Raw genomic sequence first — 25130 nt, 5'->3', positions numbered from 1 at the left:
TCAGAGATTAAGCTTTTCTACTCAATCTCATGCGTGCTGAACTGGGTTTCTTGATTCGTCCCGTTCAATTCAAGGTAGATTTGCCCCTCGGTCACCGAGACGGACATGGCATTGCGGCGCGTCAATGCTTGGGCCGCTGCATCAATGAATTTGGGGTCGAAGGAGCGCACCATGATCTCCTGCGACTGGTGGATCGTTTTGCCACGCCAAGAAGCCAGGAGCTTGGCAGGATCGCGGTGCGTGTAGACGGCGGTGCGGTCTGCCCGCTTGCTGCCCAAATGCAGACGCTGGGCATCAGGGGCGCCGACTTCAATCCACGCGGTAATGAGTCCGGTCAGGTCCTTGACCAAAATGGCTGGCTCTTCCCCGGTGGAAACGCCTCCGGCCGAGAAGGCGATGCCTTCTTCATATTCGAGGCAGTAGGCCAGCACACGGGTGACCATGTAGGCATCGGTTTCTGATGGATGCTGCGCAACACGGAGCGAAAGATCCTCGTAAACCCCGCGATCTACATCAGCAAGTTGAACTTCAAAGGTGTGTATAGTCGCGCCGATAGCCATAGTTCTCGAGTTTACCGTGAACGCCGCAGCTCCATCGACGAGAGGTACGTTGGCTAGGCTTTCGCCTCGCGGCTTCGAGCCACGAAGAAACCTGCCAGCGATGACAAGCTGGCCACGGCCGCAAAGATGCCAACCATCGGATTCCCGCTAAAGGAAAGTACCGAAAACGCAGCAAAAAGAATGGCAGAAACAACGAACAGGGTCTTCATAACTAAATCCTATTTGATACAGCTCACGGATAAAAGATTTATTCAGCGGGTGGCAGCTTTCCGCTCACCCCCTTGGCCACGGGCAAAAGAGTTCAACAGTATTGGGCATGCAGCTACCGGAACTACGCTCAGTATCATCTGGCAGCCCACTTTGCACTATCCACCGTCGAGGATCGAAAGGCCCCGTACGAGGTGCGCGCATACCGCGTGGTGCGCTTATCCCAAGCAGACGGTCCGGCTGCCGACGCCACGGTTCCCCCTTGGGCTTCACGTCCCGCCGGCATGGTCTTCTTTAAAGCCCACCGGCCACCTGCTGGAGATACGGTGCCGGAGAGTTGCTGGATAATCTTTCGCCCGTGGCAACGCTGGGCGCACGTGTACGATTCTGGGGTGAAGACTGTGCATTGGCCGCTGGCCGGATTCAAGTGGGACGCCGTATCCGCTGCGGTGCTCATCGGCTTGTCATTCGTCCCCGGGGTGGCACGGTAGGGCCTTGAGCTGGCGGACTCCCCCGATCACCCGCTGAATCTGCTTGGCATAGCGCTCATAGGGCTCCAGGGCGGCTCGGTGGCGGTACTGCGCCGCTGGCCGCATTGGTCTTTGGCCCTCGCCTTTTCGTCTTTTGCCGCTTACCAATTGCTCGGGTTCCCCACCACGTTCGCGGCGCTCGGCCTGCTGGTGGCCCTGGTAGGCGCCGGCGCGCTGGCGCAACGGCACCGGCCGCTGACCGTATCGCTGCTCCTAGCCAGCTACGTCCTGCTTGTCGCGGCCCTGATTCGGATTGACCCCACGCTCACGGTACCCGACGCCTTCGCCTTCGGAGCGATGCTGGCGGCGCTGTGGATCTTCGGTTCCTGGCTTCGCTCGCAGTCCGCGATGCGCCGGCGCCACGCCGAAATGCTGGAAAGGGAGATCATCCTGGCCGAGCGGACGCGCATCGCGCACGAGCTGCATGATGTGGTCACGCACCATGTCACGGCGATGGTGGTGCAGACCGAGGCCGGAGGGTTCCACCCGCAGCTCGATGCCAAGACGCAGCAGCTGCTGGCTTCCATCGCCGACGGGGGCCGGAAACGCTGGCGGACTTGCGCAGCCTGCTCGGGGCACTGGACGGGAAAGCGGAAAAGTCGCGGGTACCCGCCGAGCAGCAGGCCGCCGAGGTCATCGCCCGGGCACGGGCTTCCGGCCAGAATGTGGAATTCGCGGAGCAAGGCGAGCCCTACCCGCTCACCGGGGCTACGGGACTGGTGGTTGTCCGGGTAGTCCAGGAAAGCCTGACCAACGCGCTGAAGCATGCGCTCGATGGCGCCGCAACGGTAGGCATCAGCTACGGCAAGGATGAGATCATGGTCGAGGTGGCCAGTTCCGGCCGCCGTGCCAGGGGCTCGGCATCGAACTCTGGAGGCCGGGGGATCATCGGGATGCGAGAACGCGTGGAACTGGCCGGTGGCCAATTGCAGGTCGAACAGCTCGCTGAGCAGTTCGTGGTCAAAGCGAGGATCCCTCGATGACCTCCACTCCAGCGAACACGCCAATCCGCGTGGTCATCTGCGATGACCACGAACTTGTGCGCACCGGATTTTCCACCATCATCAACGCCCAACCCGATCTCGTGGTTGTCGGCGAGGCGGCGGACGGAGAGGAAGCGGTACGAGTCACCCGCCGTGAGCGCCCGGATGTCGTGGTGATGGATATCCGCATGCCGCTGCTGGACGGAATCGAAGCGACCCGGAGAATTGCCGGGCCGCAGGCCTCCGACGCGGCGCGGGTCCTGGTGGTGACGACCTTTTCCCTGGACGGCCTGGTGTATGACGCACTGCGCGCCGGCGCGAGCGGCTTCCTGCTCAAGGATGCCCGGCCCGCGGAGCTGGCCGCGGTCATCCGGAGCATTGCCGCCGGTGACTCGCTGATCGCCCCGGCGCTGACCCGCTCCTTGATCGGCCGCTTCGGCGACCGGCTGCGGCCCTCGGCAAAGGACGCCGCCATCTTCGAGGCGCTGACCGCGCGCGAACGCGAAGTGCTGCAGCTGATCGCCGAAGGCCTGTCCAACGCGGAGATCGCAGCGCAACTGGTGATCAGTCCCGAAACGGTGAAAACCTATGTGTCTCGCATCTTGTCGAAGCTGCAGGTGCGCAACCGGGTGCAAGCTGTCGTGCTCGCGCACAAAACGGGATTCGCCGACTGGTCCTGACGCGCCGGTCCCCCGAACGGGGGATCCCAAGTGCCTGCCCGCGGGTGATTTGCCCCGCGCCCCAACGCCGTAGCGTCTTGTTCACACCCACTATCGGGTAGCGAACAAGGAGCAAGAATGACAGAAGCTACGCAGAAATCGCCCTCCCTTAGGCAAAAAACCTGGATCTCCACAACCCTGATGGTCACTGGAATGGCCATAGCAATGCTGATGGCCAACGCCCTGGCCGCGTGGCCGCGCAATCCGGTGGCAGCCTTGATCATCGGACCCATCCTGGCCGCGGCAATGATCGGCCTGTTCAGCATTGCGGGACAACGAGCCGAACGCCGCAAGGCAGAAGAATTCCCGAGGCACAACGCCGTCCGCCATGTGCTGGTCGGAACGGGGCTCGGGGTGCTGATGTCCGGGGCCACAGTGGGCCTCCTTGCCCTCTTCGACGCGTACACGATCACCGGCTGGGGCTCCGTTTCCGGCATGCTGGCCGTCGCCGGAATGATGTGCGCGGTTGCGGTGTCGGAGGAAGTGTTCTTCCGCGGCGTGGTCTTCCGCCTGCTGCGTGGACGTTGGGGTACCACAGTGGCGCTGAGCGTCTCGTCAATCCTCTTCGGGCTCGTCCACCTGGTGAATCCGGACGCGTCGCTGTGGGGTGCCTTCGCCATCATGATCGAAGCTGGAATCATGCTCGGCGCCGCCTACCTCGCCACCGGATCGCTTTGGCTGGCGATCGGCGTGCACTTCGGCTGGAACTTCGCGACCACCGGCCTTTTCGGCTCGGTCACCTCGGGATCCGAGGCGCGCGATTCGCTGGTCACCGCAGTGACCAGCGGACCGGACTGGCTGTCCGGAGGAGCCTTTGGACCCGAAGCCAGCATCGTGGCAATCGTGGTCTGCTCGGTGGCAACGCTCGTGTTCTTCGCTGTTGCCCGTCGCCGTGCCGCAACCGTCTGAAGATTCCCGGCCTGCACCCCAATGCGCGTCACGCATTCGGGCTGCAGCCGAGGATCCACCCGTACAGCTCAAGCTGGCTCGGGACAGCCTGAGGGCTACTTGCGCTCGGGATTTTGCGGATCAAACACCGTTTGCGACAGCGGCGCATAGGCGTACCAACCAGGATGCTCCCCACGCAGAGCCCTTTCCCGGGCTTCGGCAACGTCCGCTTGGAACTGGTTGTTTTCCACGACAAAAGCCTCGAAAGCTTCAGCAGCCTGCGGATTCTGAGCTGTACCGCTCGCCTGGAAGCTGCGCGCAGGGCAGTCATCGTCTTGAGCGCTCAAATCGATGATGAACTTGTTGCCGAGTTCATCGGCTACACGCTGTGCCAGCAGTAATCCTTGGGCATAGAACTCGCGACCGAGCTCCGCTGAGTTCCATTCGTAGTCACGGTCCAGGCCTTCATAGAAGAGCTCTTCCCATCCGGCAAGATCGGCTGCCAGTTCGGGCGACAGCCCTGCCGCGTCATAGGGAACCGGGTCTGGAAACCATAAAACTGTATCCGCATGGTCCGGAAACATTCGGACCGTGCGGGACTCGGATTCGTCCATGGAACTGTTCATGGATAGATCATACCGATGACGATGCGGCGTTCCTGCTCAGCTGAGGACAGGGTTCGACTCGTCGCTGAGTTTCCCGAGCATGGCACCGAGCCCGGCTGCCAGGACGTGCGCCTGTGCCAGTGGTAGCCACCAGCATTCCCAGGACTCGGGTGTGCCGCCATGCGAGGGATCTTGTTCACCGGCTATCCAACGCCGTGAAAGATCTTGCCGGGGAACACTGAGTTCGAAGAAGTGCCGGTTAGCAATTTCGTCTCTCATGGGCCGTAAGTCATAGGCCATCGTTCCAAGGTCTCGTGTAACGAAGCCTTCTATTCCAGTCTCCTCGAAGAGCTCACGTACGGCCGCTCGACCGGGGGTTTCACCCGGCTGGAGGGTTCCAGCCGGCACTTGGACTCCGGTGACATGCATAGGGTGCTGCAAATGCGTGAAGACCAGCAGGTGATCGTCTTGGACGACGTAGCAAACTGCTTTTTCTATCACGCTCGGCATTGCTTGATAATACCAACAGCAGCGGCTGGCCTGGCCGGGAGCACAGTCCGTTCCTCATCGGTTTCGCGCCAGGAGCCATGCATTCGGCATCGGGCATTGCCGCTAGCGCTAGGTCGATGCTGGGTTTGAGCTGCACGTGGTTCCCCACCATTGCAGCCGCACAATCGACGAACTGAAGTGCCGGGGAGCCACAGGTCCCTTATTTCAAAATGTCCAGCAGGGTTCTGGTTCGGGGATCTCCGCCGCAAGCCTGCCGGACGACAGAATCAGCACGCCGGAAGAACTAGGCGTTCTCGGCTAGCTTTTTCATCTGCAAGCGTTGTTCTTCCCACTGGTCGGCAGTGAGCTCTGGCAGGTTAGGTGCCGATGGCCGTAGACCGACGAAACCGTCCAGCTGCTCCCGGACGATATCCAAGTGCCCGGCATGCCGGTGCGACTCTGCGATCATATGCACCAGGAGCCGTTCCACCGTGGTGTGCCGATGCTTTCCCCACCATGGCACTACAGCCGGTGAACCCAGCTCCAGCTCGTCAAGCACTCCATCGGCTGCGGCAATCGCTTCCTTGTAGAACATGACTGCATCATTCAGAGTCATCCCCGGTGGCGGGAGGAAGTCTGCTTGCGCGTCATCGGAATCGGAGATGCTCCGGATAACCGGATTCTGAATTTCGCGGCCCAGGCATTCGATGAAATACCCGGATTCGGTGACGGCCAGGTGGAGCAGCAGCCCCATGGCGTGGGTACCTGTCGAGGTCATGGGCGTTCGCGCTTGGGCATCGCTCAGGCCTTCGCATTTCCACAAGATGGCTTCGCGGGCATCGTTGAGATATTCGCGCAGCAGCGCGCCGCGGTCACTTTTATCAATTGGCATGAGCCGAGTCTAATGCCGCGATGGAAACAGGAAAATAGGCCGCTGCAGGACGGTGCACAGCAGTGACCGCTCGCTCTGACGCCTAGGTAACAAGCCCGAGCATCAAGGTGACGTTCGCAGGACGGTTTCAGGGAAATCCGGCTACTTGCAAGATCGAAAGGTGGGGACATTACGCCATTATCCAGTCCGGCCTCGGGTGCAGGTCCAAGGAGAGCCGTGGTTTCCCCCGTAACGGCGGCTACAGGTTGCACGCGCAAACGCAGAATACGAATAGGAGTACATCCCGTATGTGCAGCATTCGCAGCTCCCGGGACAGGATGGATATCGCCTTGCCGGGTCAGTTGCCGTCAGCTGGCCCAATCACCGGTGCCAAGCCTTCCTTGGCCGTTGGGCCGCTTCCGCGCCAGCGTTGTTCAGCACGCGCACCCCACCACGTGGCCCCCAGGAGTACAGCGGCGCCCGCATATCCGAGTGCGCCTATCGGATCTGAGGCCAGGAGCACTCCTGCCAGCAGTGCCCATCCTGGTTCTGTGCCAAGAAGCATGCCCGCACGTGACGCCGAGGTGTGCTTAGTGGCCCACAGCTGCCCAAGAAAAGCAAAGATGGTGCAGCCCAGGCACAGATAAGCGATGGTGAGCCAATTTTCGATGCTGAAACCCGGAAGATGCTCCAGCAACGAATTGCCACCCCACGCGGCGAATATCGCAGCTCCGAACACTATCTCGACCGTGGTTAGTCCCAGCACATCAGCGTTCCTGCCAATGGTAAACCGTGCCTCGGCAACTCCGAGCAGGGCCCGGGTTACCGCCGCAAGGAGCATCAAGCCATCGCCCAGATTGGCCCCGGAGAATCCCTGCCCACCCACGAGCAGCGTAATCCCGAGTAGTGCAAGAATAACGCTGGAGACCAGAGATGGGGAAAGCCGTCTTCTCGTGAGTGCGGATTCGAACAACGGTGTGAAGAGAATGGAAAGGGCAATGATAAGTCCGGCATTGGTGGCACTTGTGAGCGTGACACCAATGGTTTCCAAAGCGATAGTCGCCGCTCGCATGGTCCCGAGCAGGACTCCGGGCAAAGTCGAGTCCCGGAGCCGCATGTTGGAGCGGGCGAGATTCACGCAGAGCAAGATTGCCGCTGCGGGCAGGAAACGTGCGCACATCACCGCGGCAGCAGACGAGGCCATCGCGAGATCTTGGGTTGCCAGGTAGTTCCCGCCCCACATGATTGCGATGATCATCAGGATTATATCGGGAAGAAAGCGATGGGCTACACTAGGATTTTCTGGCATGCTTTCACTTTAGGAAGGCAAACCATGCAGAACAACGGCCAGTGTCTTCACGATCCCGTAAGCTAAGCTTCATGGAAGTGCATCACCTGCGAACCCTGCGCGAGCTCAGGGACCGGGGCTCAGTAACTGCAGTAGCCCAGGCTCTGCACCTTTCGCCGTCTGCCGTATCCCAGCAGCTTGCCGCGCTCCAACGCGGGATGCCAGTTGCCCTGACCGAGCCGCGCGGCCGCGTGCTGGTGCTCACCCCCGCCGGGGAGCGGTTGGCCGACGCCGGCGGAGAAGTATTGGAGTCTCTCGCACGCGCAGAGAATTCCGTCTCCGAATACCTGCTGGCCCGTCAAGAGCCCGTTTCGGTCACCGCTTTCCACAGTGCCGGACTGGCCTGGTTTCCGCCGCTCATCGCCAGCAGCCTGAGTGATCCAGACGGCCCCATGGTGCATTGCCGGGACGAAGACGTGTCTATCAACGGGTTCGTCGATCTGGTCGGGAACTATGATCTGGTCATCGCCCACCGCCCGCTGGCCTCAGCTGCATGGCCGGGCAACAGGGTGCACGTCACGCCCGTCCTGCAAGAGCCGATCGACGTGGCACTCCACCGGGAACACCCGTTAGCGCACCAGGAAACGGTGCGCTTGGCCGATTTGGTGGGCGAAACCTGGGTCGCAGCACACGAGGGATTCGCACTGGAACCGTTGCTGGTCCAAGCGATGTTTGCCAGTGCCGGAAACCCGATTCAGATCGCGCATCGCGTCAATGAGTTCAACCTGGTGGCGGCGATCATCGCCGAAACCCGCATGCTTGGGTTGCTGCCTCGATATACGGGGCTGACCCCATATTTCCGCGAGCACGTAGTGCTGCGTCCCCTGGCAGACCTCTCCCTCAGCCGCCATATCGACATCTTGACCAGGCCCGAAGCACGGACCCGGGTGAGCACGCGCACCGTGATTGACCGGATCATCAAGATAGCCGACCGGACTCGCCTCCACGCAGAAGAAGCGTTGCCGAAAGGCCACTAGCGTTGCTGCAAGCAAATGGCGCATTCTGGTCGTCTGCTCGTCCTGCGAGAAAATCGCGACCAGGAATCGGGCGATTACTGAATCCCGGGTATTCAAATTATCGAAGCTTCCTTGATTCCCTGCCTAAGTCAGGGCTCGGCGAAAAGGCGCACGCCCCGAAGCACTCCCAGGATCTGTAATTAGCGGTCAGTCCGGCAACAAATCGAAAAGGGCCACTCTTCAATTCGCTCCAACCTTGCGCACCATTTCACTGGTATTGCACTGCGGTCTCAAAGGATTCATGGCTTACGTTGTTCCTTCAGGATGCTCATCAGCCCAGCGGTGGGCACGCGAGACCAGTTGCTCGGACAAGCCAGGCAAGTCTCCCTTGCCGCTGCCCAGCGCAAGTCCGAGCAGGAAAGTGCTCAAAGGCGCTGCCGGCCGGGCTACTTCGTGAGCTACATGTTTGGCTGCATCAAGCACGGTAGCGATATCCACTTCGCCGGAGTCCAAGCCCAATTCCTTGGCGGCTGCTTCCAGCCAATCGTTCAGTGCTTCGGGTGGCAAATGCTGTGCCATGGCTTTCCTTCCGTTCTGGCGGGCGCTTTCCAGTGCCTGCGGGGTATCAATGTCGCTGCTGGTTTCATCATCCACCGGTACCCGCGCCAGCTGCAGCTGATTCAAGGCTCGGCGCACCGGGGCATTGACCAGGTTCCCGCCCAGCTCTGCGCAGACCGAAGCCAGTGCCGAGGTGCGATAGATTCCAGCCAGCCATTGGGTGTGGCCTTGCGCGTCAACCAGCAGCAAGCCATCGGCTGCGCGTTGCCCAAAGTCGTTGATCAACGCAGTGGCCACCGCGACCGGCCGTTGCAGGTCGCAGGCCAGAACCATGGTCCATTCACTGCCTGCGCTGGCAGCTAGTTCTGCAAGCCCGGCAGCGATGCCTGCCAAGGGACCAGCGAATGGCGGATCCTCCCGGAGAACGGAATCGGCCTTGGCACCAGCGGAATCCGGGCCGACCACAACGACGCGTAGTGCGCCGGTTGTGCGGGCCGCGGCGACCACGCGGTCAACCAGGCGCTGTCCGTGCAGCTCTATTTCGGCTTTGCCTTCGCCGCCCAGCCGAGAGCCCCTGCCGCCGGCGAGCACCAGGGCATTGAAGTTGGCGAGCTGCCGCGTGCTCATGGGATCATCCCCAGTACCTCGACTTCATCGCCGGGGTGGATCTGGTTGACGCCAGCCGGGACCAGCGCGTAGCCCTGGGCAGCGCCGAACCCGCCCACCGAGTGGGAAATGCTGCTGGCGTGAACCGCCGGGGCGCACCGCAGTTGCTCACCATGCTCGAGGACTACCGGGATGACCTGCATGCGTGCGGCGGCGGCTTTCCATCCCACCGCGGCGATGGCGCGCAAAGTCGGGCGCAGCACCTCGCGGTGGCCTTGCATGGCCCGCAGGCACGGGCGCACGAACAGCTCGAAGCTGACCGCTGCGCTGACCGGGTTGCCGGGCAAGGCGAAGACCATCGCACCGGCCTCCAAACGGCCCGCGCATTGCGGCTGGCCGGGGCGGATCTTCACCCGGGCCGCCTGCACTGCCGGTTCGGCTTCCAGCACCTGGCGCATCACATCGTAGGCGCCGGGACCTACTCCCCCAGTGCTCAGGATGGCATCATGCGTGGAGCCGAGCACGTCCAGCTGTTCGCGGACCGCTTGAGTGTCATCCACGCAGTGCACCACGGTAGCTGCCTGGATGCCGGATTCAGCCAAGAGCCCTGCCATGAGCAGCGAATTGGTTTCCGGGATTTGCCCGCGCGAGAGCCTTTCACCGGGCGCAAGCAATTCCGCCCCGGTGACCAGCACGGCCACCTTGGGCTGTGTGCGCACCGACAGCTTGCTGGCACCGGCTGCCGCCAAGGCGGAAAGACGGGCCGCGGTGAGCTGCTCGCCGGCATAGGCCACCAGGTCACCGGCGGCCTTGTCCTCGCCGCTGCGGCGGATGTCCTTGCCTGCTGGCACCGGCACATGGATCTGCACGGTGGCGGCATCCCAGCCCTCTGCTGCCGCTGACGTATCCTCGATGCGCACCACGGCGTCAGCATCCGTCGGGATCGGGGCACCGGTCATGATCTTCACGCACTGGCCCGGTTCCAGCTTCGGGTCCCAGCCGCTGCCCGCGGGCACTTCGCCGATGACTTCCAGAGCAATTGGCGCCACAGCGGTGTCATCCGAACGCACCGCATAGCCGTCCATCGCCGAGTTGTCCCACAACGGCAACGGGTGCGTGGAGGTGGCATCCTCGGCCAGCACCGCGCCGTGCAGCGCAGCGAAACCGCCAGCCACCTCGATCTCCTGCGGGGCCAACGGCACCACCTGCGACAGCAGCCGCGTACGGTGCGCTTCAAGTTCCACGGGTTCATTGCCGGTGATCATGATTGCTCTTCCTGGATGTTCCTCGGGTGCTGCGCTGGCAGGGTGGCCACCACTGCGCGCACAAAGCGGTTGGCCGGGTCGGCGAAGACCTGCTCGACGGTTCCCTGCGCAATGATGCTTCCCCGTTCCAGCACCAGCAGGTCATCGGCGAGCGCCAAGGTGTCGGCGGCCGAATGCGAGACGACGATGGCGCTGGTCGCGGTGCGTTCCAGCTCTTCGCGCACCAATGCGCGCATGTCCATGGCGGCTTCGACATCCAGCGAGGCGAAGGGCTCGTCGATCAGCAGGATCTTGGGCTGGGCGGCCAAGGCCCGGGCCAGCGCAATGCGTTGGCGCTGCCCGCCGGAGAGGGCCTCGGGCCGGTGGGTGGCGATTTCTTCCAGTCCCAGCCGCCCGATCCATTCGGCGGCCACGGCCTTGGCGGCAGCCTTGTCCAGTCCCCCGGCCCGGGCGCCAAAGGCGATATTCTTCAGCGCATCCAGGTGCGGGAACAGGTGCGGGTCTTGGCCCAGCAGGCCCACCTCGCGCAGGTGCGGCGGGCGGTGCTGCTTCGCGTCAGCCAGCAGGGAACCGGAAAGCTCGATGCGCCCCTCGGCAATCTTCTGGATCCCGGCAATCGCATGCACAATGGTCGACTTGCCCGAGCCGCTAGGGCCCATCATCGCCAGCGTGCTGCCGGCAGGCACTTCGAATTCAACGGCCACGTCGAATCCGGTGCGCGGCACGCGCAGCGCAACCTTCAATGTCATTTCAAGGCCCCCGGACGCCAGGCGCGCACCAGCAGCAGCACCACTACCGCGGTGGCCAGGAGCAGGATCGACAGGGCAACGGCCGAGTCGCGTCCAGTTCCAGCCCCGTTGAACGCGGTGTAGATGGCCAGCGGCATGGTCTGGGTAACCCCCGGCGCGTTGCCGGCGAATAGCGCGGTGGCCCCGAATTCGCCGATGGCCCGCGCGAAGCACAGGATCACGCCGGCCACCAGTCCGGGGGCGGCCAGCGGCAAGGTGATGCGGGTGAGTACCATCCAGCGCCCGGCGCCCAGGGTGGCGGCGGCTTGTTCGTACCCGGCGCCAGCGGCCCGCAGCGATCCTTCCACGGAGAGCACCAGGAAGGGCAGGGCCACGAAGCTCTGGGCAATGACCACCGCGGCGGTGGAAAAGGGCAGGGTAATCCCCCACAGGGAATCGATGAACTGGCCGATGGGGCTGGTGCGCCCGAAGAGGAAGAGCAGGGCCACGCCGCCGACCATGGGCGGCAGCACCAGCGGCACGGCGATCAAGGCCCGCAACAGCTGGGCAACCCGGGCCGAACTGCGGGCCATCAGCACCGCCAGCGGCACGCCGAGCAGCACGCACAGGGCGGTGGCAGCCACCCCGGTGCGCAAGCTCAGCCAGAGCGCCGAGAGGGCTTGGGGGCTGGTGGCATCGGCCACCAGCGTGGACCAGCTGGCACGGGTGAGAAGCGCCAGCAGCGGCAGCACCAGCAATCCCACGCCCAGCAAGGCCGGGGCAATGGCGAAGCCTGGAACCCGTACCCCGGTATCGCTAGCCATTGGCCTGCGCAGCCCCGGTGCCGAAACCGTGCTCTGCCAGGATTTCCTGGCCGCGCTCGCTGATCACGAAGTCCACGAACGCCTGCGCGCCGGGGTTCTGGCCCAGCGTGGCGATCGGATAGGTGTTCACGACCTCGTCGGCTCCTTCCGGAACGATCGCGGCGACGTTTTCGTCACCCAGCACATCGGTGGCGTAGACCAGTCCGGCATCCGCTTCCCCGGCGGCCACCTTCTGCAGCACCGCGGTGACGTTCTGCTCCTCGCTGGCCGGGACCACTTCGACGCCCTGGGCCTGGAGCAGCTGGCGTGAGGCCGAGCCGCACGGCACCTGCTGCGCGCACAGCACCGTGGTGGCCGCGGCAAGGTCTTCCAGCGAATCGATATCCGCCGGGTTCTCCTGCGGTACCGCGATCACCATGGTGTTGCTGGCGAAGATCACCGGCTCGTGGCCGAACCCGGCTTCGGTCACCTCCAGCATGTTGCGTTCATCGGCCGAGGCGAAGACATCCACGTGTGCGCCTTCAAGGATCTGCGTGGCCAGGGTCGAAGAGCCGTCATAGGAGATGCTGGCGATCTGCACCTCCGGGTGCTCAGCGGAGAATTCCCCGGAGATCTGCTCGAAGGCGCTTTGCAAGGAGGCCGCCGCTGAAATGGTGATGGGTTCGGACGCGGCCTGATCGGAAGAGCCGCTGGCCGAACAGCCCGCCAAAGCCAGCACGGCCGCCGCGAGCCCGGCAAGGGCTCGGAACCGTGAAAACGGGCGGTGCTGCATGGGATCTCCTTGAAATCGGGGGCTGGTGCCAATGCTACCGTCGCGCCAACCGGGGCCGATCCATTTTGCGTACTTGATTTGTTACTTTCAGGTTAACCGTCTTCCACGCAACGGTGCCGGGGGGCTACTGTGGAGTGTATGAAAGCACAAGCGGCCGGCACCCTGGGCGATGCCCGTGGACGGCCCCTGCATGACCTGCGGATTTCGGTGACAGACCGCTGCAATTTCCGCTGCGTCTACTGCATGCCCAAGGAGATCTTCGGCCGCGACTTCGTTTTCCGCGAGCGCTCCGAGCTGCTCAGCTTCGAGGAGATCCAGCGGCTGGCCCGCGTCAGCGTTTCGCTGGGGGTCACCAAGCTGCGGTTGACCGGCGGCGAGCCGCTGCTGCGCCGCGGCATCGTGGACCTGGTGGGCATGCTCGCCAAGCTGCGCACCCCCGAGGGCCAGCCGGTGGATCTGGCAATGACCACCAACGGGTCGGCGCTGCCGGTGCTTGCACCTGCGTTGAAGGAAGCCGGGCTGAACCGCGTGACCATCTCCCTGGATTCCTTGGATGACGAGAAGTTCAAGGCCATCAACGACGTGGACTTCCCGGTCTCCCGGGTACTGCACGCCATCGACGTGGCCCGTGAAGTGGGCCTGGGCCCGGTGAAGATCAATACCGTGGTCAAGCGCGGGGTCAATGACTCGGAGATCCTGTCGCTGGCCGAGCACTTCCGCGGCAGCGGGGCGATCCTGCGCTTCATCGAATACATGGATGTGGGCACCACCAACGGCTGGAAGCTGGATGAGGTGCTGCCCTCCTCCGAGGTCGTGGCCATGGTCAACGAGCGCTGGGCACTGGAACCGGTCACCAAAACCGAACCGGGCGAAACGGCCAACCGCTGGCGCTACAAGGACGGCGCCGGGGAGATCGGCGTGATATCCAGCGTCACCAATGCCTTCTGCGGCAATTGCTCGCGCGCCCGGGTCTCGGCCGAAGGCCAGCTTTACACCTGCCTGTTTGCCGGCTCGGGCTATGACCTGCGCCAGCTGATGCGCGACGGGATCAGCGACGAGGATCTTGCCAAGGCGCTGACCGGGCATTGGCGCAAGCGCGATGACAATTATTCCGAGCTGCGTGCGGCGCTGACCCCGGGCAACCGCAAGCGCATCGAAATGTCCTACATCGGGGGCTAGGGGTTCTTGTTGCTTCTTAGACGCCGTGCGACGGTTATGGCCTCTTCTGCGACAATCTCATAATTTTGCCGACTCCCAGACAACGGAATTGAGTCTTCTCCATACTTGTCATAGGCGAGTTCAAGTAATTCGCTGGTGTCGCTGAGTCTTAAAGCGTTGACCAGGTGCCCTAAATCAAGAATGTCTTTGTCGCGCTCCGCCGCCAGCTTCATGGCGGTCAAAGTCGGCAAATCAGCAACTTCGACTGCGGAAAGAATAGAGTCCGGCGCGGGAGCCCAAGAGGCATTGTCGGGGATGAAAGCGGCTGCACTAGAGTTCAACCACTTTTTAGGCAAGCCGTGTTCGGCCGCCATCGCCTCTATGATTTTTTCGACTTCTGTCCGATGCGAGTAGTAAGCATCGATATCTTCCGTAGCACGATCAATCAGGCCGTGAAGAAGCATAGCCGAGCCCCCGACGACTCTAATTCTCACGTTGAGTCCCTGTTCGTTCAGGCGCCGTTCGAGTTCTGCGAGCAGGTCAACGACTCTGTTTCTTCCCAAGCCCGTTCTACTCATGCTGTTCCCAAGCTCCGTTGTCGAATCCACACATTCAGTTCTTGAAGTGCTGGAGGCGTCTCAGCGCGAATTAGCTCCTTCATCTTCTCCCCTACCGGATACAACTTTTCCGAGAGGAACACGGGTTCCGTTGGTCGCACAATGTCCGAGGTCCACTGCGGGACTGGCGTATTGGTCTGGCCCGCAATCCACTTAGTTATGGCCGCCAGAGCCACTTGGTATTGCGAGTCCTCCAATTCAGGCGACTGTGCCAAGAGTGGACGCCCGGCTTCAAGAGATTCAGTCGAATATTCACTGATGAGACGCAGTGCGAACTCGAAATTTTTGGCTTCCAGGGTCTGTCGGAAGTCCTCAGCTATTTCAGCGCCCCTGTCATTAATAATGCGTAGCCCAGGCTCCTCAAACCCAAGTCTCTTCAGAACCCTAAGCACTAATCCCAGAGCCACCGTTTCTTTCCCTGCTTCCAAGTCAACGATGAACTTACGCGAAACCCCTACCGAATTTGCCAAGGCAGCTTGGGTCAGCCCTAGGAAACCACGTTGGGTCCGGATCTTATCCGCCAGGCTTCCGACAGTGAACGATGGGGTTTTCATAATCAAATGATGTCACCGTACGGTGACTTTGTCTAGAAGTTTGATTGCCGCCTGTTGTTATCCCATGGTCTTCTGCCCATCCAGGGATTCGCGGATGATGTCCGCATGCCCTGAATGCTGGGTGGTCTCGGCGATGATGTGCAGCAAGGTGCGGCGCACCGACCAGTGGATATCGACAAACCATGGGGCCGAAGGCAACTCGTGCACGGTGTCCAGATCCAGCTCAGCCAGCAGCGCATCGGTGCGGTCGGCAATCAAAGCGTAGTTTTCCAGCACCGCGTCGAGAGTATCTCCTGGCTGCATATGGAATTCGTTATGGAATGCTTCGATCGCTTCGGGTGGCATCTGGCTGAAATCCGCACCGTCCCACGCCATGGCTGCCCGGCCTTTGACCATGAATTCCTGCCACTGTTTTTCGACTGCGCTGACATGTTTGATCAACCCGCCGAGGGTCAGCTCGCTCACGGTGGTTCGCTGCTCCGCCTGCTCATCGCTCAAGCCTTGGACCGTAAAACGCAAAAAATGCCTCGCGTTGGCCAGGGTCTGGAACAGGTCGGCGCGTTCTCCGGTGAGCTTGGTGTTGGTGATGGCCATGGTGCTCATGATTGCCTCCTGGCATAAGCTGTAGCCGGTATTTCCAGCTGGTAGTAACCAGAATAGAAGTGAAAAGTGCCAGTTTTTGTCCTAAATCAAGGCAGACTTGTTGCATGAGTACCAGCACCAGATTCTTGCGCTTGCTCTCACTGCTGCAGACCCATCGCTATTGGTCCGGAGACGAGCTCGCCGAACGCCTTGACGTCAGCCTGCGCACCGTTCGCCGGGACATCGACCGGCTGCGCGACCTCGGCTACCCGGTGCAGGCCGATCGCGGAGTGGGCGGCGGCTACCAGCTGTCTTCTGGAGCCGCGCTGCCGCCGCTGGTGCTGGACGATGAGGAAGCCGTGGCCTTGGTGGTCGCGTTTCAGTCCACCGTTCATGGAGGATCCTCTGCACTGGCCGAGGCCGCGTTGCGGGCAATGGGAAAGGTCGTGCCAGTTCTTCCGGCCAGGCTGCGAAAGCGGGCGCAGGCGCTGACCGCGAGCACCATCCCGCTCAACTCCCAGTCCTCCGCGCCGGATCCGGTGGACCCGGCGGTACTGGTGGCTCTGGCCCAGGCGTGCCGCGATCATGAACGGATCGCCTTCGACTACAAGGATGCCAAGGGAGCGGCAAGTTCGCGCCGGGTAGAACCGGTCCAGCTGGTGAATGTGGGAAACCGCTACTATCTGGTGGCTTTTGATCTGGACCGCGATGATTGGCGCAGCTTTCGCGTGGACCGCGCCCAGAATCCCTCGCCGAGGGCATTGCGCTTCACGCCCCGCCCAGTGCCAGGTGGCGATGCCGCAGGCTTCGTGCGCGCAGGGCTGCGCGGGACCGGGCAACCGGAGGTGAGCGCGCGTGTTCACGCCAACGCCAAAAAGCTGGAGCCGCTCATTGGCCGCTGGTTCCAGATCCAGCAGATCGATGCGGACCGTTGCCTAGTGCGCACCGAAAATATGGATCTGAGGTGGGCGGCTTTCGGCCTAGCGATGAGTGAGTCGAAAGTCAGCGAGGTGCATCCTAAAGAACTGCGAAAACTGCTCGATTCGTGGTCATCCAACCTCGCCCCGGTGTTCGGAGAATGACGAATGAATACCAGTCGCAGTACATTACTGAAGACGAGCAGTTGCTCACTAGGGGATTGATCTCCGTTCACCTACGGGCTCGACAACATTTTACCTACGCAGGTACGAAGACATTTTCGTGGTTCTTATTCCCATATCTACGGCCCTCAAACTAGGTGTCAGCATAACTCCACTAAACAACTACCGATAAGATACGTTATGTAAAGTAAAGGCTGTTATATTCGCAGAAGATGCGCCTACGTCCTCCCCGAGTAACATCTGTGTTGTCTTTGAAATAAAGGTCTTGACTGGCGCTCCCATGAACCTCGACGCGATGCCGAGTATTGGAACTTTGATCCAACCGTAAGTTTTCGACCCTTTCGCTCGTTATTTAAGACGAAACAGGACAATGCTCTGACCTAGGTCTGACGTGTGTTTTATCCGCACTGCTGCATGTTGCGCAGTCAGGCACAACGGGACTGTGGTGATGGATGTGTCGGGTATTTAATTGATCCTAGATTCGTGGACGCCATTCTGCGCTATGGCTGACCAGGTGTGGGCGCGCATTGCGAGCGGCTCGCCGAGGTGCAACCGCAGCCGGCCGATTTTTGGCGCTTTGGGGAATAATGTATTTATGAACACTGGGTCATTCGAATCTCTTGAATCCACATATAGGCCTGAGCACCCTGAATGGTTCGGCGGTGATGCTAACGAATTCTTCTTCCGTATTCAAGAGATAGCCTTGAAAAGTGGTGACAAGATCCGCCCCCAGGTATCCGGTGTAACCGCTATAGTTGGATCGAATAATGCTGGAAAGTCAACAATTCTAAAAGAATTAAAAGAGGTGTTGGCCAACGGAAAGAACTCAAAAACAGTTGCTGTTTCGGGTGTCTCCATAGAAAAATCGAATGAAATTTCTAGCCTATTTTCCTGGCTAGGAGCGCATGCAATCTTTAAGCCCTCGACGGAAGATGCGCGACAAGACCAATTCGTTCGGATGAGCGATAGCACTGGTCACCTGGGAAATATGGCGTACTTCTGGAATCAAAAAGATGAGGGCTTACGTTCGGTAGCACCCTTTCTGTGTTTTTACGGAACTGCTGAAGAACGCCTGAAAATGACCTCTTCTGTAGCGAAAAGAAATGAAACCGATGATCCTCCAAGCCATCCGGTGCATAGCTTGGAAGGCGACACTAACTTGAAAAGACGGCTCAGTCAGATTTCAGAGAGAGTATTTCATCAACCACTAACTCTGGACGCTCTAGCCGCAACTGTCCGTCTGCGTGTAGGGAAAACTGATATGACGGTACCTCCCGCTGACGACATCTCTACGGAGTATCGGAACGCTATTAGTGCGCTACCCCCACTTGATAAACAGGGGGATGGAATGCGGAGTTTCTTCGGCCAAATTCTCCCGATCATGGCCGCAAATTATCCATTAGTTATTCTCGATGAACCTGAAGCATTCCTCCATCCTCCCCAAGCTCGAGCTCTCGGTGTTGAGCTAGGAAAGCTCGCGCGGGACAATCGAGTTCAGGTGATGGTTGCGACTCACGACCGTAGTTTTCTCACGGGGCTTCTTGAATCGGAGGGCGAAGTTACAGTAGTTAGAGTGTCCAGAACAGCAGATGGCAATTCCACGGCACGCCAACTCGATTCAGGGGTATTGAGTGAAATTTGGCGTGATCCAGTACTGAAATATACTAACATTCTGGATTCACTTTTTCACAAGGTTGTTGTGTTGGCTGAGTCTGAAATTGATTGTGGATACTTGGCAGCTGCTTTAGATAATCCGGAAAGGTCTTCTGGAAGAATCCCTAGAAGTGAATATTTATTCGTCCAAACAGGGGGAAAAGCTAGTTTCCCAAAGGTCGCTACGGCTTTACATGCTGTAGGGGTTCCGGTAGTCGCGGCACCTGATTTTGACCTTTTGAGAGATAAAGGCGATGTTGAAAAGCTTGTAAAAGCACTGGGCGGAAATTGGGGTACGGAGGAAGATGACTTGTGGAGAAAAGCAACAAATCCGTTTACTTCACCTCGCGAACCTTTAACTATTGGCTACATTTTAGGAGCTATCGAAAAGGCCTTTGGAGACCGCCGAACCGAGGCTTTTACCAGCGAAGCTAAGGAAGAAATGCAAATTCTTACGAGAAGGGGCAACTCGCCGTTTGCTGATGTTAAGAAATATGGGCTGACTGCTTTTACGAAAGAATCCCGTGATGCCGTCGAGAAGTTGCTCCGAAATCTAGAAGCCGTTGGCATAGTGCCTGTTCATACCGGAGAGCTCGAAGGCCTTGCGCCCAAAGTGGTTTCACGCAAAGGACCAAACTGGTTAACAAGAGCACTTGAAATGGGCGAACAAAACAATGAGGAGACTCAAAAACACATTGACCGGATCATTAATTCATCGGAGCAGCTCATATTTGGTGATTGAAGCATGGTGACTTATTTCTTACATCCCAACCATCCGCACCGACAAAGCTTTGGCTACTGAACATCTTGTGTCCCACGTTATGATGAATCGGGTTCACTAGTGACCTCTAAGGACAACGAGACCGTGCCGGCTGTTGAGTTTGTGTTGGGCTCGCTTGACTTGGAATTTCCGATCCGACCAGCTGCGATTACTGCTACCCGGCAAAGTTCCAAGCCAATTACCCTAATCAGTGAGTTTTAGCGTGGATTCGCTGTCGACTAAACGTATGGTTCGAGATGATCCGATAGATGGCCTGATTTGAAAGAATGATGGAAACTTATTGTGGTTCGAGATTCTGAAGAATTCTTTTTTGCGCATTTGCAGTCCACCGAGGTAGATCTTAACCGATGGAGAATCAGAGCAAAACGCCCAGAGCCTCCGGAGCGAGGTAGTGAGCTTCAGCTAGACGATGCGGGATTTGCCGAACATCCCATTAGCGAAATGGCGCGTATTAGCTTGATATCTGCCGGGGAGCATCTTCGTTTGGCTTGGACAGCAATTAAGGCCGGTCAGCTCTACCCAATAGCGCACTTCACTACGTTGCGGAGCGCCCTCCTTGCTGCTTCGCAGGCCGTATACATTCTTGGTCCTGAGGAAAGTGAAGTCCGACGTGCACGCGGTTTAGCGGCAGTAGCAGAGTCCTACAAACGATCACGCCAATTCCACATAGACACTCTCAGATACCCGAACATCACCGATTCCGAACGTCAATCGATAGATAGCCAAATCGCATGGCTGTCAGAGAGGTTGGATCAAACTCTTCAGGCAGGCGCTGGGAAGCCATTGAACATCTCCGATGCCGTTATTCCTTACGCGTCCAAGTTGGTCTATGAGCGGGACAAGACTTTAGAACTGGAAGTGAATTTGTGGTGGCGAAGGCTCAGTGGCGATGCTCATTCATTGACTTGGTCTATGGCGCAACGCACAGTATTTCTTGCCTCTAAACCTGGGCAGATTCTCAGCGAAGGAGTCGCCGGAGGGTCATTGGAAGAAGTTGCGCAGCCCTTTGAAGCCTCGTATCAAATTCTAAAGCGAGGATGGTCTCTGTATGACCAGCGTTGTGAAGCACCGAAATAAGCCGTACCTCCATTGTATGGTTCGACCTTCATGTAAGTGATAGATCTGAGATTAAAAACAGCTCAGGAAATGGGCGCTGTACGGTCTCCCAAACCATGGGTTATAAGCCATCACCCCGGGTCTCAATATCGATCGTTTTTGACACACAGAGCAACGCTTCGCGTCGCAATTAGCTGACAGTTGAAAACTCAATAGATTTCCAGCGTCATTTCGTCGCAAAACTCTGTGTCACTAACTTTTTTGCATAGGTAACCATATTTCACGAGTATTGACACGCTCGGATTCATTGGACATCCTCACACGTACGCCGGACGCTCCTCCGGCGACCGAGACGGGCAACTTTAACACAATGTGCTCACCAAAGTGGGTAGCTTTTGTATCTTCGCGGATACGCCCTTCGGGACTCTTGAATCACGATCCGAACTCGATAAGCTCCTTGACCAAATCCGCCCTAAAGTAATCTCATTGTTGGCTGGTTTGATCGGCTCGATCGTTCCGTCTGTCGCTGGATCAGCCACATGGATGCGCTGCAACAGTGAGGCATCTCGATACCAGCTCTTCGGGCCGTCTGTTCGTGTTCAATATCTTCGCGTCCCTCGCGGAGTCCGGATGAGGAGCTCTCAGTAACGGCCCTAGATTTATGCCCATTTAGCCTTGGTGGGTGTACGAATATGGCCTCTATGAAATTATCTCTACCAACAACTCACTAGTACAACCGCGTGGATCCCTGGTTTTTAATTGTGCCTCTCAAACTCCCCGAGCACAGCGGATAGCGCGATTTCTAGAATGCGTAGGTATTAGCCGCATCAAACACTTGCTGGGCTTCTTTCGATTCAAGCGAGGGGACCTGAACATCGGGATACCCCTGAAATCGCCGGAATTTACCCGAACGGTTCGACCGCACGGTCATATTTAACCCTAAGCGTGTCTTTCTAACATCGACACGGATGCAAAAATTATCGTCCACATTCTTCCGGGCTTCCCATGAAGACTCATCGATTCGTTTCCAGGAAGCAATTCTGACTTTAGAAAGAGCGGAATCCATATCTTTTGCTGAGCCAAATCGCTTGTTGGGATCGCGATGAAGTGCCTTTGAATAGACCCGTCGTAAGGTTTTCGGTGCCCACGGGGGTAGTTGGAGGTCTTGCGAAGACAGAGGGCTCGCCCCCCGCTGTAGAGCATGGACTACTCCTTCACGCGTGTAGTTTTCATAAGGAAAACGGCCACCAACAAGTTCTCGAAGAACTAGAGCCATTGAATAAAGATCACTGCCTGCGGTTAAGACGCCTGTCGTGAGAAGTTCAGGTGGACTGTATAGAGTGGGATTATTTACAGCCTCGACTTCCCCCTTTTCATCGAAAAGTCCTGCTACTCCTAAATCTGCTATTAGAGAATGAACAGGTGGATCAGTCAGAAGTATATTTCCGCTTTTAACGTCCCTATGGCAAATTCCGTGTTTAGTATGTAGCTCTCGCAGACCACTTAGAGCATTGCGGACAATAGCTACCGCTTCATTCCCTGAAAAGAATTCTCCTTTCAGGAGTGCATCTGTAATACTTCCTCGAGGATAATAGTCCGTTACTATTTCGATAATGCGCATGGTGGGATCATTTACGTATCCGTCTACGTGCGATGCACTACGGACGGTCACCACGTTGGGGTGAGAGATACTCTTGAGCGTACTAGCTTCCGGCAATGTTTTTTCATCAACCATCGAAAGATCAAGCCGTTTTCCTACTACATCACATTTCAGAATTTCATCCCGGTATAGGCGTACCTCATTGATCCCCTCCGGCATGCTAACTATTGCTTCGTAAGGAAGTCGATGTACTACACCAGACATTTCAGCCTTTCATTGTTTTAAGGAATTTTTGCTGTAGGTGCACTGAAGCTACAGCAAATGCTTCACCTAAGCCCGCGCTCCAGTACGTAGGTTTCTCTTCGAACCCAAAATTCTGAGGATCGATAGAATCGAGTTTCGGTGAATTTACTGCACGACCTGCGGTCGATGGCTTCACCACGTTGTAGAGAACAGCCTCTTCCGCGCATGCGATCATTAATGCCCCAATCGACAGGATCCGGTTCTGTGCATTGGAATACGTCCATTGTGCGTGCTTTGCTGTATCCAGCAGTGTCACGGTAGTCGCGCCCCATTCTCGAATGTCCGCGCTAATGCGTTTCTTAGTATCGAGCAGCTGAACTTCACCTGACAGGTTTTCACTTGGGGTTAGTTTTCCAAATGATCCCGGTAACGCACTTCTATAGTGCCCTTCTTTCTCCGAATCTGTGATGGCTGCCAAGTACAAAACTGAACCTTTTATGCTTACCCCGATTGAAATCATGATTCCATCTTTTCAGCTGCTAAGGATTAGCGGTTAATTTGGTTCCCGAGTTACTTATAGATCGTTCTTAGATTCATAAAGCCACGTCTTGCAACTCAAGGGTTACAAGGCATGGCGCCACACACCGATTCTTCAGATGAAAATCCTTGAGAACGCTATAGAACTCTTGAGAACTCAGGGCTCAGATTTCTTGCAACCATGTGTTGCAACTACCTTCATTAATTCGTGAATCAGCTATCCGTTGCAAGACACTGCTTGTGTCCCCATCATCGTTAATCCATGGTTCGTTCTCTACCGTCAAAAGAGGCATCGATGCTTCCTAAAACGTTTCTCGTCACACTGCGCTCATAAGAGTTGAAAACCTACACACTATCAACTCATGCGCGCTAGATAGATCTAACGTGCACGGACCAGGATACTAGTTGTCTTAGAGCACTGAATCCTACACAGCCCATCAAGCCTTACCTGAATACAAAAGGCTACAGCCCAACCCATTCGGAGCTGCCGGAAGTGAAGTGCTGCTTTTTCCAGATCGGGACCTCGGCCTTGATGCGTTCAACCAGGTTCTCAATGGCGTCGAACGCTTCCTTGCGGTGCGCGGCCGCCGAAGCGGCCACCAGCGCGGCATCGCCAATCTTCAGCGGACCCACACGGTGCACAGCTGAGAGCTTCAGGCCGCTGCGTTCTTCTTCCTCGGCGATGATCCTCTCCAGGAAGTCCTGCGCCTGCGGGTGATGCGAGTAGTCCAAGGAATTCACCGACTGGCCACCATCGTGGTTGCGAATGATCCCGTGGAACATCACCAGCGCGCCGGCGGTATCAGACTGCACGGCATCGCGGACGGAAACCTCGTCGATAGGTTCTTCGGTAATCAGCGCGTAGCTCATGTGCGGGCTCCTTCGGTAGGTGCGGGTTCGGCCAGTAGCTGCGGGGCCACCGCGGCCAGAGCGGGAAGCCCGCCTACAAGATATTTGGTTTTGATGCCTCGCCCGGCGAGCAAGGATGCTGCACGTTGCGAGCGTGGGCCACGGGCGCAGTAGACCGTCACCTGTGCTGGGATCTGTTCCAGATCTGCGCCGGATTCGATGGCTGCTTCCAGCTGGGGCAGCGGCAGATGCAAGGAACCGGCAATATGCTGTTGTGCGCGTTCGTCATCATTGCGCACGTCCAATAAAACCGGAGTATCGGAACCAACTAGCAACTCGGCGAGCGCCTCGGCGCCGATGCCTTGAGCCTCGGGAAGTGCTCCCGAGCAGAAGAGCACGTAGTCGATCAGCTCGGTGACTTCAGCAGTTTGGGGGTCCCGGGAGAATTCGAGGGTGCGGGTGCTGGCAGCCAGCGCATCGTAGATCAGCACCTTGCCCACCAGCGGGGCACCGATTCCGGAGATCAGCTTCAAGGCTTCGGTGGCCAGCAGCGAGCCGACGGTTCCGCACAATCCGGGAAGCACTCCCCCGGCCGCGCAATCCGGGACGGTGCCCGGGGCCGGCGGAACCGGGAACAGGTCGCGGTAGCCCGGGCCATGCTCATGCCAGGCCACGGAAACTTGTCCGTGATGCTGCAGGATCGATCCCCAGATCAGGGGAATGCCCGAAAGCTGCGCTGCGTCATTGGACAGGTATCGGGTCGGGAAGTTGTCGCTGCCGTCGATCACGAGGTCATAATTCGCAAAGATCTCCAGCGCGTTGGAAGAATCCAGGCGCAGATTATGCTCGATGATCTTCACATTGGGGTCCAGCGCCGTGGCGGCCTGCGCCAAGGAAGCGGTCTTGGCCAAGCCGATATTAGCGGTGGTGTGCGTGACTTGGCGGTGCAGGTTGGATAGCTCCACCACGTCATCATCCACGATGCCGATGGTGCCTACCCCCGCTCCGACCAGATACGGGACGCTGGCGCTGCCCAGCCCTCCGGCGCCGATAACCAGTACCCGGGCGGCAGCCAGCCGGCGCTGCGCGGTGTCATCAAATCCGGGCAACGAGAGTTGGCGTGCAGCTCGTGCAGTCTGTTCGCCGCTCAGTGGCGGCCCGGGGGCCACAAGCGCGGGAAAGTCGCGTTCGCTTTTCATCGTGCTCCTTATCGCCTAGGCGCGATAGCATGAAGTCATGTCGAAGATTACGATACGCTACTTCGCTGCCGCGGCGGCAACAGCGGGCTGCGAGCAGGAGAGCTGGGAACGCCCCGATACACTCGCCAGGCTGCGTAGCGAACTGATCGATTCCTACGGACCTGAAATGGCCCAGGTTTTGCGCGCCGGAAGTTTCCTGATCAACGGCGTGGTGCGCCGCGATGCCGGCGAGCTGGGCACGGCCGACGATCTGACCGTGGATGTCCTGCCGCCGTTCGCAGGCGGATAGTCC

Annotated in this window: 30 protein-coding genes; 10 read left to right on the top strand and 20 right to left on the bottom strand. The window is 58.7% G+C overall.

Annotated elements, in window-relative coordinates; all coding sequences use genetic code 11:
• Positions 1 to 17: 17 nt before the first annotated feature.
• From ACIOU9_RS14840 to ACIOU9_RS14825, 4 genes are all read right to left on the bottom strand, one after another.
• The gene (locus ACIOU9_RS14840; RefSeq protein WP_402697390.1) at positions 18 to 560 is read right to left on the bottom strand and encodes a YaeQ family protein; all 543 of its coding nucleotides are present in this window, start codon (positions 558 to 560) and stop codon (positions 18 to 20) included.
• Between the two features lie 53 nt (positions 561 to 613).
• Positions 614 to 769 carry a hypothetical protein gene (locus ACIOU9_RS14835; RefSeq protein ID WP_332504555.1) on the bottom strand — a complete coding sequence of 52 codons (156 nt, stop codon included), beginning with the start codon at positions 767 to 769 and terminating at the stop codon, positions 614 to 616.
• Between the two features lie 462 nt (positions 770 to 1231).
• Positions 1232 to 1486, bottom strand: coding sequence for a hypothetical protein (locus ACIOU9_RS14830; RefSeq protein ID WP_402697438.1), 255 nt, complete (start codon positions 1484 to 1486; stop codon positions 1232 to 1234).
• 24 nt (positions 1487 to 1510) lie between these two features.
• Entirely contained in the window at positions 1511 to 1783 is a 273-nt protein-coding gene (locus ACIOU9_RS14825) for a hypothetical protein (RefSeq protein WP_402697436.1), read from the bottom strand.
• Between ACIOU9_RS14825 and ACIOU9_RS14820 the strand changes: the two genes are divergently transcribed.
• The 4 genes from ACIOU9_RS14820 to ACIOU9_RS14805 all read left to right on the top strand — a co-directional run bounded on the left by ACIOU9_RS14820 (position 1667) and on the right by ACIOU9_RS14805 (position 3908).
• A complete protein-coding gene (locus ACIOU9_RS14820; RefSeq protein WP_402697432.1) occupies positions 1667 to 2032 on the top strand; it encodes a histidine kinase in 366 nt (121 codons plus the stop codon). The two genes, ACIOU9_RS14825 and ACIOU9_RS14820, sit on opposite strands and share 117 nt — an antisense overlap.
• Positions 2017 to 2280 (top strand): hypothetical protein, encoded by a 264-nt coding sequence (locus tag ACIOU9_RS14815; protein ID WP_402697387.1) that lies wholly within the window; start codon positions 2017 to 2019, stop codon positions 2278 to 2280. The genes ACIOU9_RS14820 and ACIOU9_RS14815 overlap by 16 nt, the downstream gene beginning before the upstream one ends.
• Positions 2277 to 2960, top strand: coding sequence for a response regulator (locus ACIOU9_RS14810; RefSeq protein ID WP_402697385.1), 684 nt, complete (start codon positions 2277 to 2279; stop codon positions 2958 to 2960). Before ACIOU9_RS14815 ends, ACIOU9_RS14810 begins: the two co-directional genes overlap by 4 nt.
• 117 nt (positions 2961 to 3077) lie before the next feature.
• Positions 3078 to 3908 (top strand): lysostaphin resistance A-like protein, encoded by an 831-nt coding sequence (locus ACIOU9_RS14805; protein ID WP_402697383.1) that lies wholly within the window; start codon positions 3078 to 3080, stop codon positions 3906 to 3908.
• Between the two features lie 95 nt (positions 3909 to 4003).
• Here ACIOU9_RS14805 and ACIOU9_RS14800 read toward each other — a convergent pair whose 3' ends face one another.
• The 4 genes from ACIOU9_RS14800 to ACIOU9_RS14785 all read right to left on the bottom strand — a co-directional run bounded on the left by ACIOU9_RS14800 (position 4004) and on the right by ACIOU9_RS14785 (position 7110).
• The gene (locus tag ACIOU9_RS14800; protein ID WP_332727684.1) at positions 4004 to 4513 is read right to left on the bottom strand and encodes a hypothetical protein; all 510 of its coding nucleotides are present in this window, start codon (positions 4511 to 4513) and stop codon (positions 4004 to 4006) included.
• Between the two features lie 36 nt (positions 4514 to 4549).
• Positions 4550 to 5002, bottom strand: a complete 453-nt coding sequence (locus ACIOU9_RS14795) for an NUDIX domain-containing protein (protein ID WP_332503186.1) — start codon at positions 5000 to 5002, stop codon at positions 4550 to 4552.
• A gap of 283 nt (positions 5003 to 5285) precedes the next feature.
• Positions 5286 to 5873 carry a DinB family protein gene (locus ACIOU9_RS14790; protein ID WP_402697381.1) on the bottom strand — a complete coding sequence of 196 codons (588 nt, stop codon included), beginning with the start codon at positions 5871 to 5873 and terminating at the stop codon, positions 5286 to 5288.
• A gap of 337 nt (positions 5874 to 6210) precedes the next feature.
• A complete protein-coding gene (locus ACIOU9_RS14785; RefSeq protein WP_402697379.1) occupies positions 6211 to 7110 on the bottom strand; it encodes a DMT family transporter in 900 nt (299 codons plus the stop codon).
• A gap of 122 nt (positions 7111 to 7232) precedes the next feature.
• Here ACIOU9_RS14785 and ACIOU9_RS14780 point away from each other — a divergent pair, with 122 nt between their 5' ends.
• Complete coding sequence (locus ACIOU9_RS14780) at positions 7233 to 8177, top strand: LysR family transcriptional regulator (protein WP_402697377.1); 945 nt, start codon at positions 7233 to 7235, stop codon at positions 8175 to 8177.
• 285 nt (positions 8178 to 8462) lie between these two features.
• Here ACIOU9_RS14780 and ACIOU9_RS14775 read toward each other — a convergent pair whose 3' ends face one another.
• From ACIOU9_RS14775 to modA, 5 genes are read right to left on the bottom strand one after another with little or no spacing between them, the layout of a single operon-like run.
• A complete protein-coding gene (locus ACIOU9_RS14775; RefSeq protein ID WP_402697375.1) occupies positions 8463 to 9341 on the bottom strand; it encodes an NTP transferase domain-containing protein in 879 nt (292 codons plus the stop codon).
• Positions 9338 to 10585: a gephyrin-like molybdotransferase Glp gene (gene glp, locus ACIOU9_RS14770; protein WP_400342949.1), complete on the bottom strand. Its 1248-nt coding sequence runs from the start codon at positions 10583 to 10585 to the stop codon at positions 9338 to 9340. Before glp ends, ACIOU9_RS14775 begins: the two co-directional genes overlap by 4 nt.
• Complete coding sequence (locus ACIOU9_RS14765) at positions 10582 to 11334, bottom strand: ATP-binding cassette domain-containing protein (protein WP_400342951.1); 753 nt, start codon at positions 11332 to 11334, stop codon at positions 10582 to 10584. The genes glp and ACIOU9_RS14765 overlap by 4 nt, the downstream gene beginning before the upstream one ends.
• A complete protein-coding gene (locus ACIOU9_RS14760) occupies positions 11331 to 12137 on the bottom strand; it encodes an ABC transporter permease (protein WP_332499125.1) in 807 nt (268 codons plus the stop codon). The genes ACIOU9_RS14765 and ACIOU9_RS14760 overlap by 4 nt, the downstream gene beginning before the upstream one ends.
• Positions 12130 to 12909: a molybdate ABC transporter substrate-binding protein gene (gene modA, locus ACIOU9_RS14755; RefSeq protein WP_400342953.1), complete on the bottom strand. Its 780-nt coding sequence runs from the start codon at positions 12907 to 12909 to the stop codon at positions 12130 to 12132. The genes ACIOU9_RS14760 and modA overlap by 8 nt, the downstream gene beginning before the upstream one ends.
• A gap of 138 nt (positions 12910 to 13047) precedes the next feature.
• Here modA and moaA point away from each other — a divergent pair, with 138 nt between their 5' ends.
• Positions 13048 to 14088 (top strand): GTP 3',8-cyclase MoaA, encoded by a 1041-nt coding sequence (gene moaA / locus ACIOU9_RS14750; RefSeq protein WP_402697373.1) that lies wholly within the window; start codon positions 13048 to 13050, stop codon positions 14086 to 14088.
• Here moaA and ACIOU9_RS14745 read toward each other — a convergent pair.
• The 3 genes from ACIOU9_RS14745 to ACIOU9_RS14735 are packed head-to-tail and all read right to left on the bottom strand — an operon-like array spanning position 14085 to position 15841.
• Positions 14085 to 14645: a DUF6036 family nucleotidyltransferase gene (locus ACIOU9_RS14745; protein WP_133835083.1), complete on the bottom strand. Its 561-nt coding sequence runs from the start codon at positions 14643 to 14645 to the stop codon at positions 14085 to 14087. The genes moaA and ACIOU9_RS14745 overlap by 4 nt on opposite strands.
• Positions 14642 to 15238, bottom strand: coding sequence for a helix-turn-helix transcriptional regulator (locus ACIOU9_RS14740; protein WP_133835082.1), 597 nt, complete (start codon positions 15236 to 15238; stop codon positions 14642 to 14644). The genes ACIOU9_RS14745 and ACIOU9_RS14740 overlap by 4 nt, the downstream gene beginning before the upstream one ends.
• A gap of 57 nt (positions 15239 to 15295) precedes the next feature.
• Positions 15296 to 15841, bottom strand: coding sequence for a DinB family protein (locus ACIOU9_RS14735; protein WP_166650882.1), 546 nt, complete (start codon positions 15839 to 15841; stop codon positions 15296 to 15298).
• 104 nt (positions 15842 to 15945) lie between these two features.
• On the opposite strand from ACIOU9_RS14735, the gene ACIOU9_RS14730 reads away from it, so the two are divergent.
• The 3 genes from ACIOU9_RS14730 to ACIOU9_RS14720 all read left to right on the top strand — a co-directional run bounded on the left by ACIOU9_RS14730 (position 15946) and on the right by ACIOU9_RS14720 (position 20431).
• Positions 15946 to 16902, top strand: coding sequence for a helix-turn-helix transcriptional regulator (locus ACIOU9_RS14730; protein WP_402697370.1), 957 nt, complete (start codon positions 15946 to 15948; stop codon positions 16900 to 16902).
• Between the two features lie 613 nt (positions 16903 to 17515).
• Positions 17516 to 19315, top strand: coding sequence for an ATP-dependent nuclease (locus ACIOU9_RS14725; protein ID WP_402697369.1), 1800 nt, complete (start codon positions 17516 to 17518; stop codon positions 19313 to 19315).
• 321 nt (positions 19316 to 19636) lie between these two features.
• A complete protein-coding gene (locus ACIOU9_RS14720) occupies positions 19637 to 20431 on the top strand; it encodes a hypothetical protein (RefSeq protein ID WP_402697367.1) in 795 nt (264 codons plus the stop codon).
• Positions 20432 to 21212: 781 nt separating this feature from the next.
• On the opposite strand, the gene ACIOU9_RS14715 is transcribed toward ACIOU9_RS14720, so the two are convergent.
• From ACIOU9_RS14715 to ACIOU9_RS14700, 4 genes are all read right to left on the bottom strand, one after another.
• Entirely contained in the window at positions 21213 to 22274 is a 1062-nt protein-coding gene (locus ACIOU9_RS14715; RefSeq protein WP_402697365.1) for a protein kinase, read from the bottom strand.
• Between the two features lies 1 nt (position 22275).
• Complete coding sequence (locus tag ACIOU9_RS14710) at positions 22276 to 22773, bottom strand: hypothetical protein (RefSeq protein ID WP_402697363.1); 498 nt, start codon at positions 22771 to 22773, stop codon at positions 22276 to 22278.
• A 479-nt stretch (positions 22774 to 23252) separates the two neighbouring features.
• Positions 23253 to 23660 carry a molybdenum cofactor biosynthesis protein MoaE gene (locus ACIOU9_RS14705; protein ID WP_402697362.1) on the bottom strand — a complete coding sequence of 136 codons (408 nt, stop codon included), beginning with the start codon at positions 23658 to 23660 and terminating at the stop codon, positions 23253 to 23255.
• On the bottom strand, positions 23657 to 24838 hold the full coding sequence (locus tag ACIOU9_RS14700) for a ThiF family adenylyltransferase (protein ID WP_402697360.1): 1182 nt from the start codon (positions 24836 to 24838) through the stop codon (positions 23657 to 23659). The genes ACIOU9_RS14705 and ACIOU9_RS14700 overlap by 4 nt, the downstream gene beginning before the upstream one ends.
• Positions 24839 to 24875: 37 nt before the next feature.
• Between ACIOU9_RS14700 and ACIOU9_RS14695 the strand changes: the two genes are divergently transcribed.
• Positions 24876 to 25127: a MoaD/ThiS family protein gene (locus ACIOU9_RS14695; RefSeq protein WP_402697358.1), complete on the top strand. Its 252-nt coding sequence runs from the start codon at positions 24876 to 24878 to the stop codon at positions 25125 to 25127.
• Positions 25128 to 25130: the final 3 nt, after the last annotated feature.

The sequence above is a fragment of the Glutamicibacter sp. NPDC087583 genome, from assembly GCF_044743685.1.
In the GTDB taxonomy this organism is placed as follows: Bacteria; Actinomycetota; Actinomycetes; order Actinomycetales; family Micrococcaceae; genus Glutamicibacter.
The sequence above is the reverse complement of the archived record's forward strand: the minus strand, read 5'-3'. Positions and strand labels throughout refer to the sequence as shown.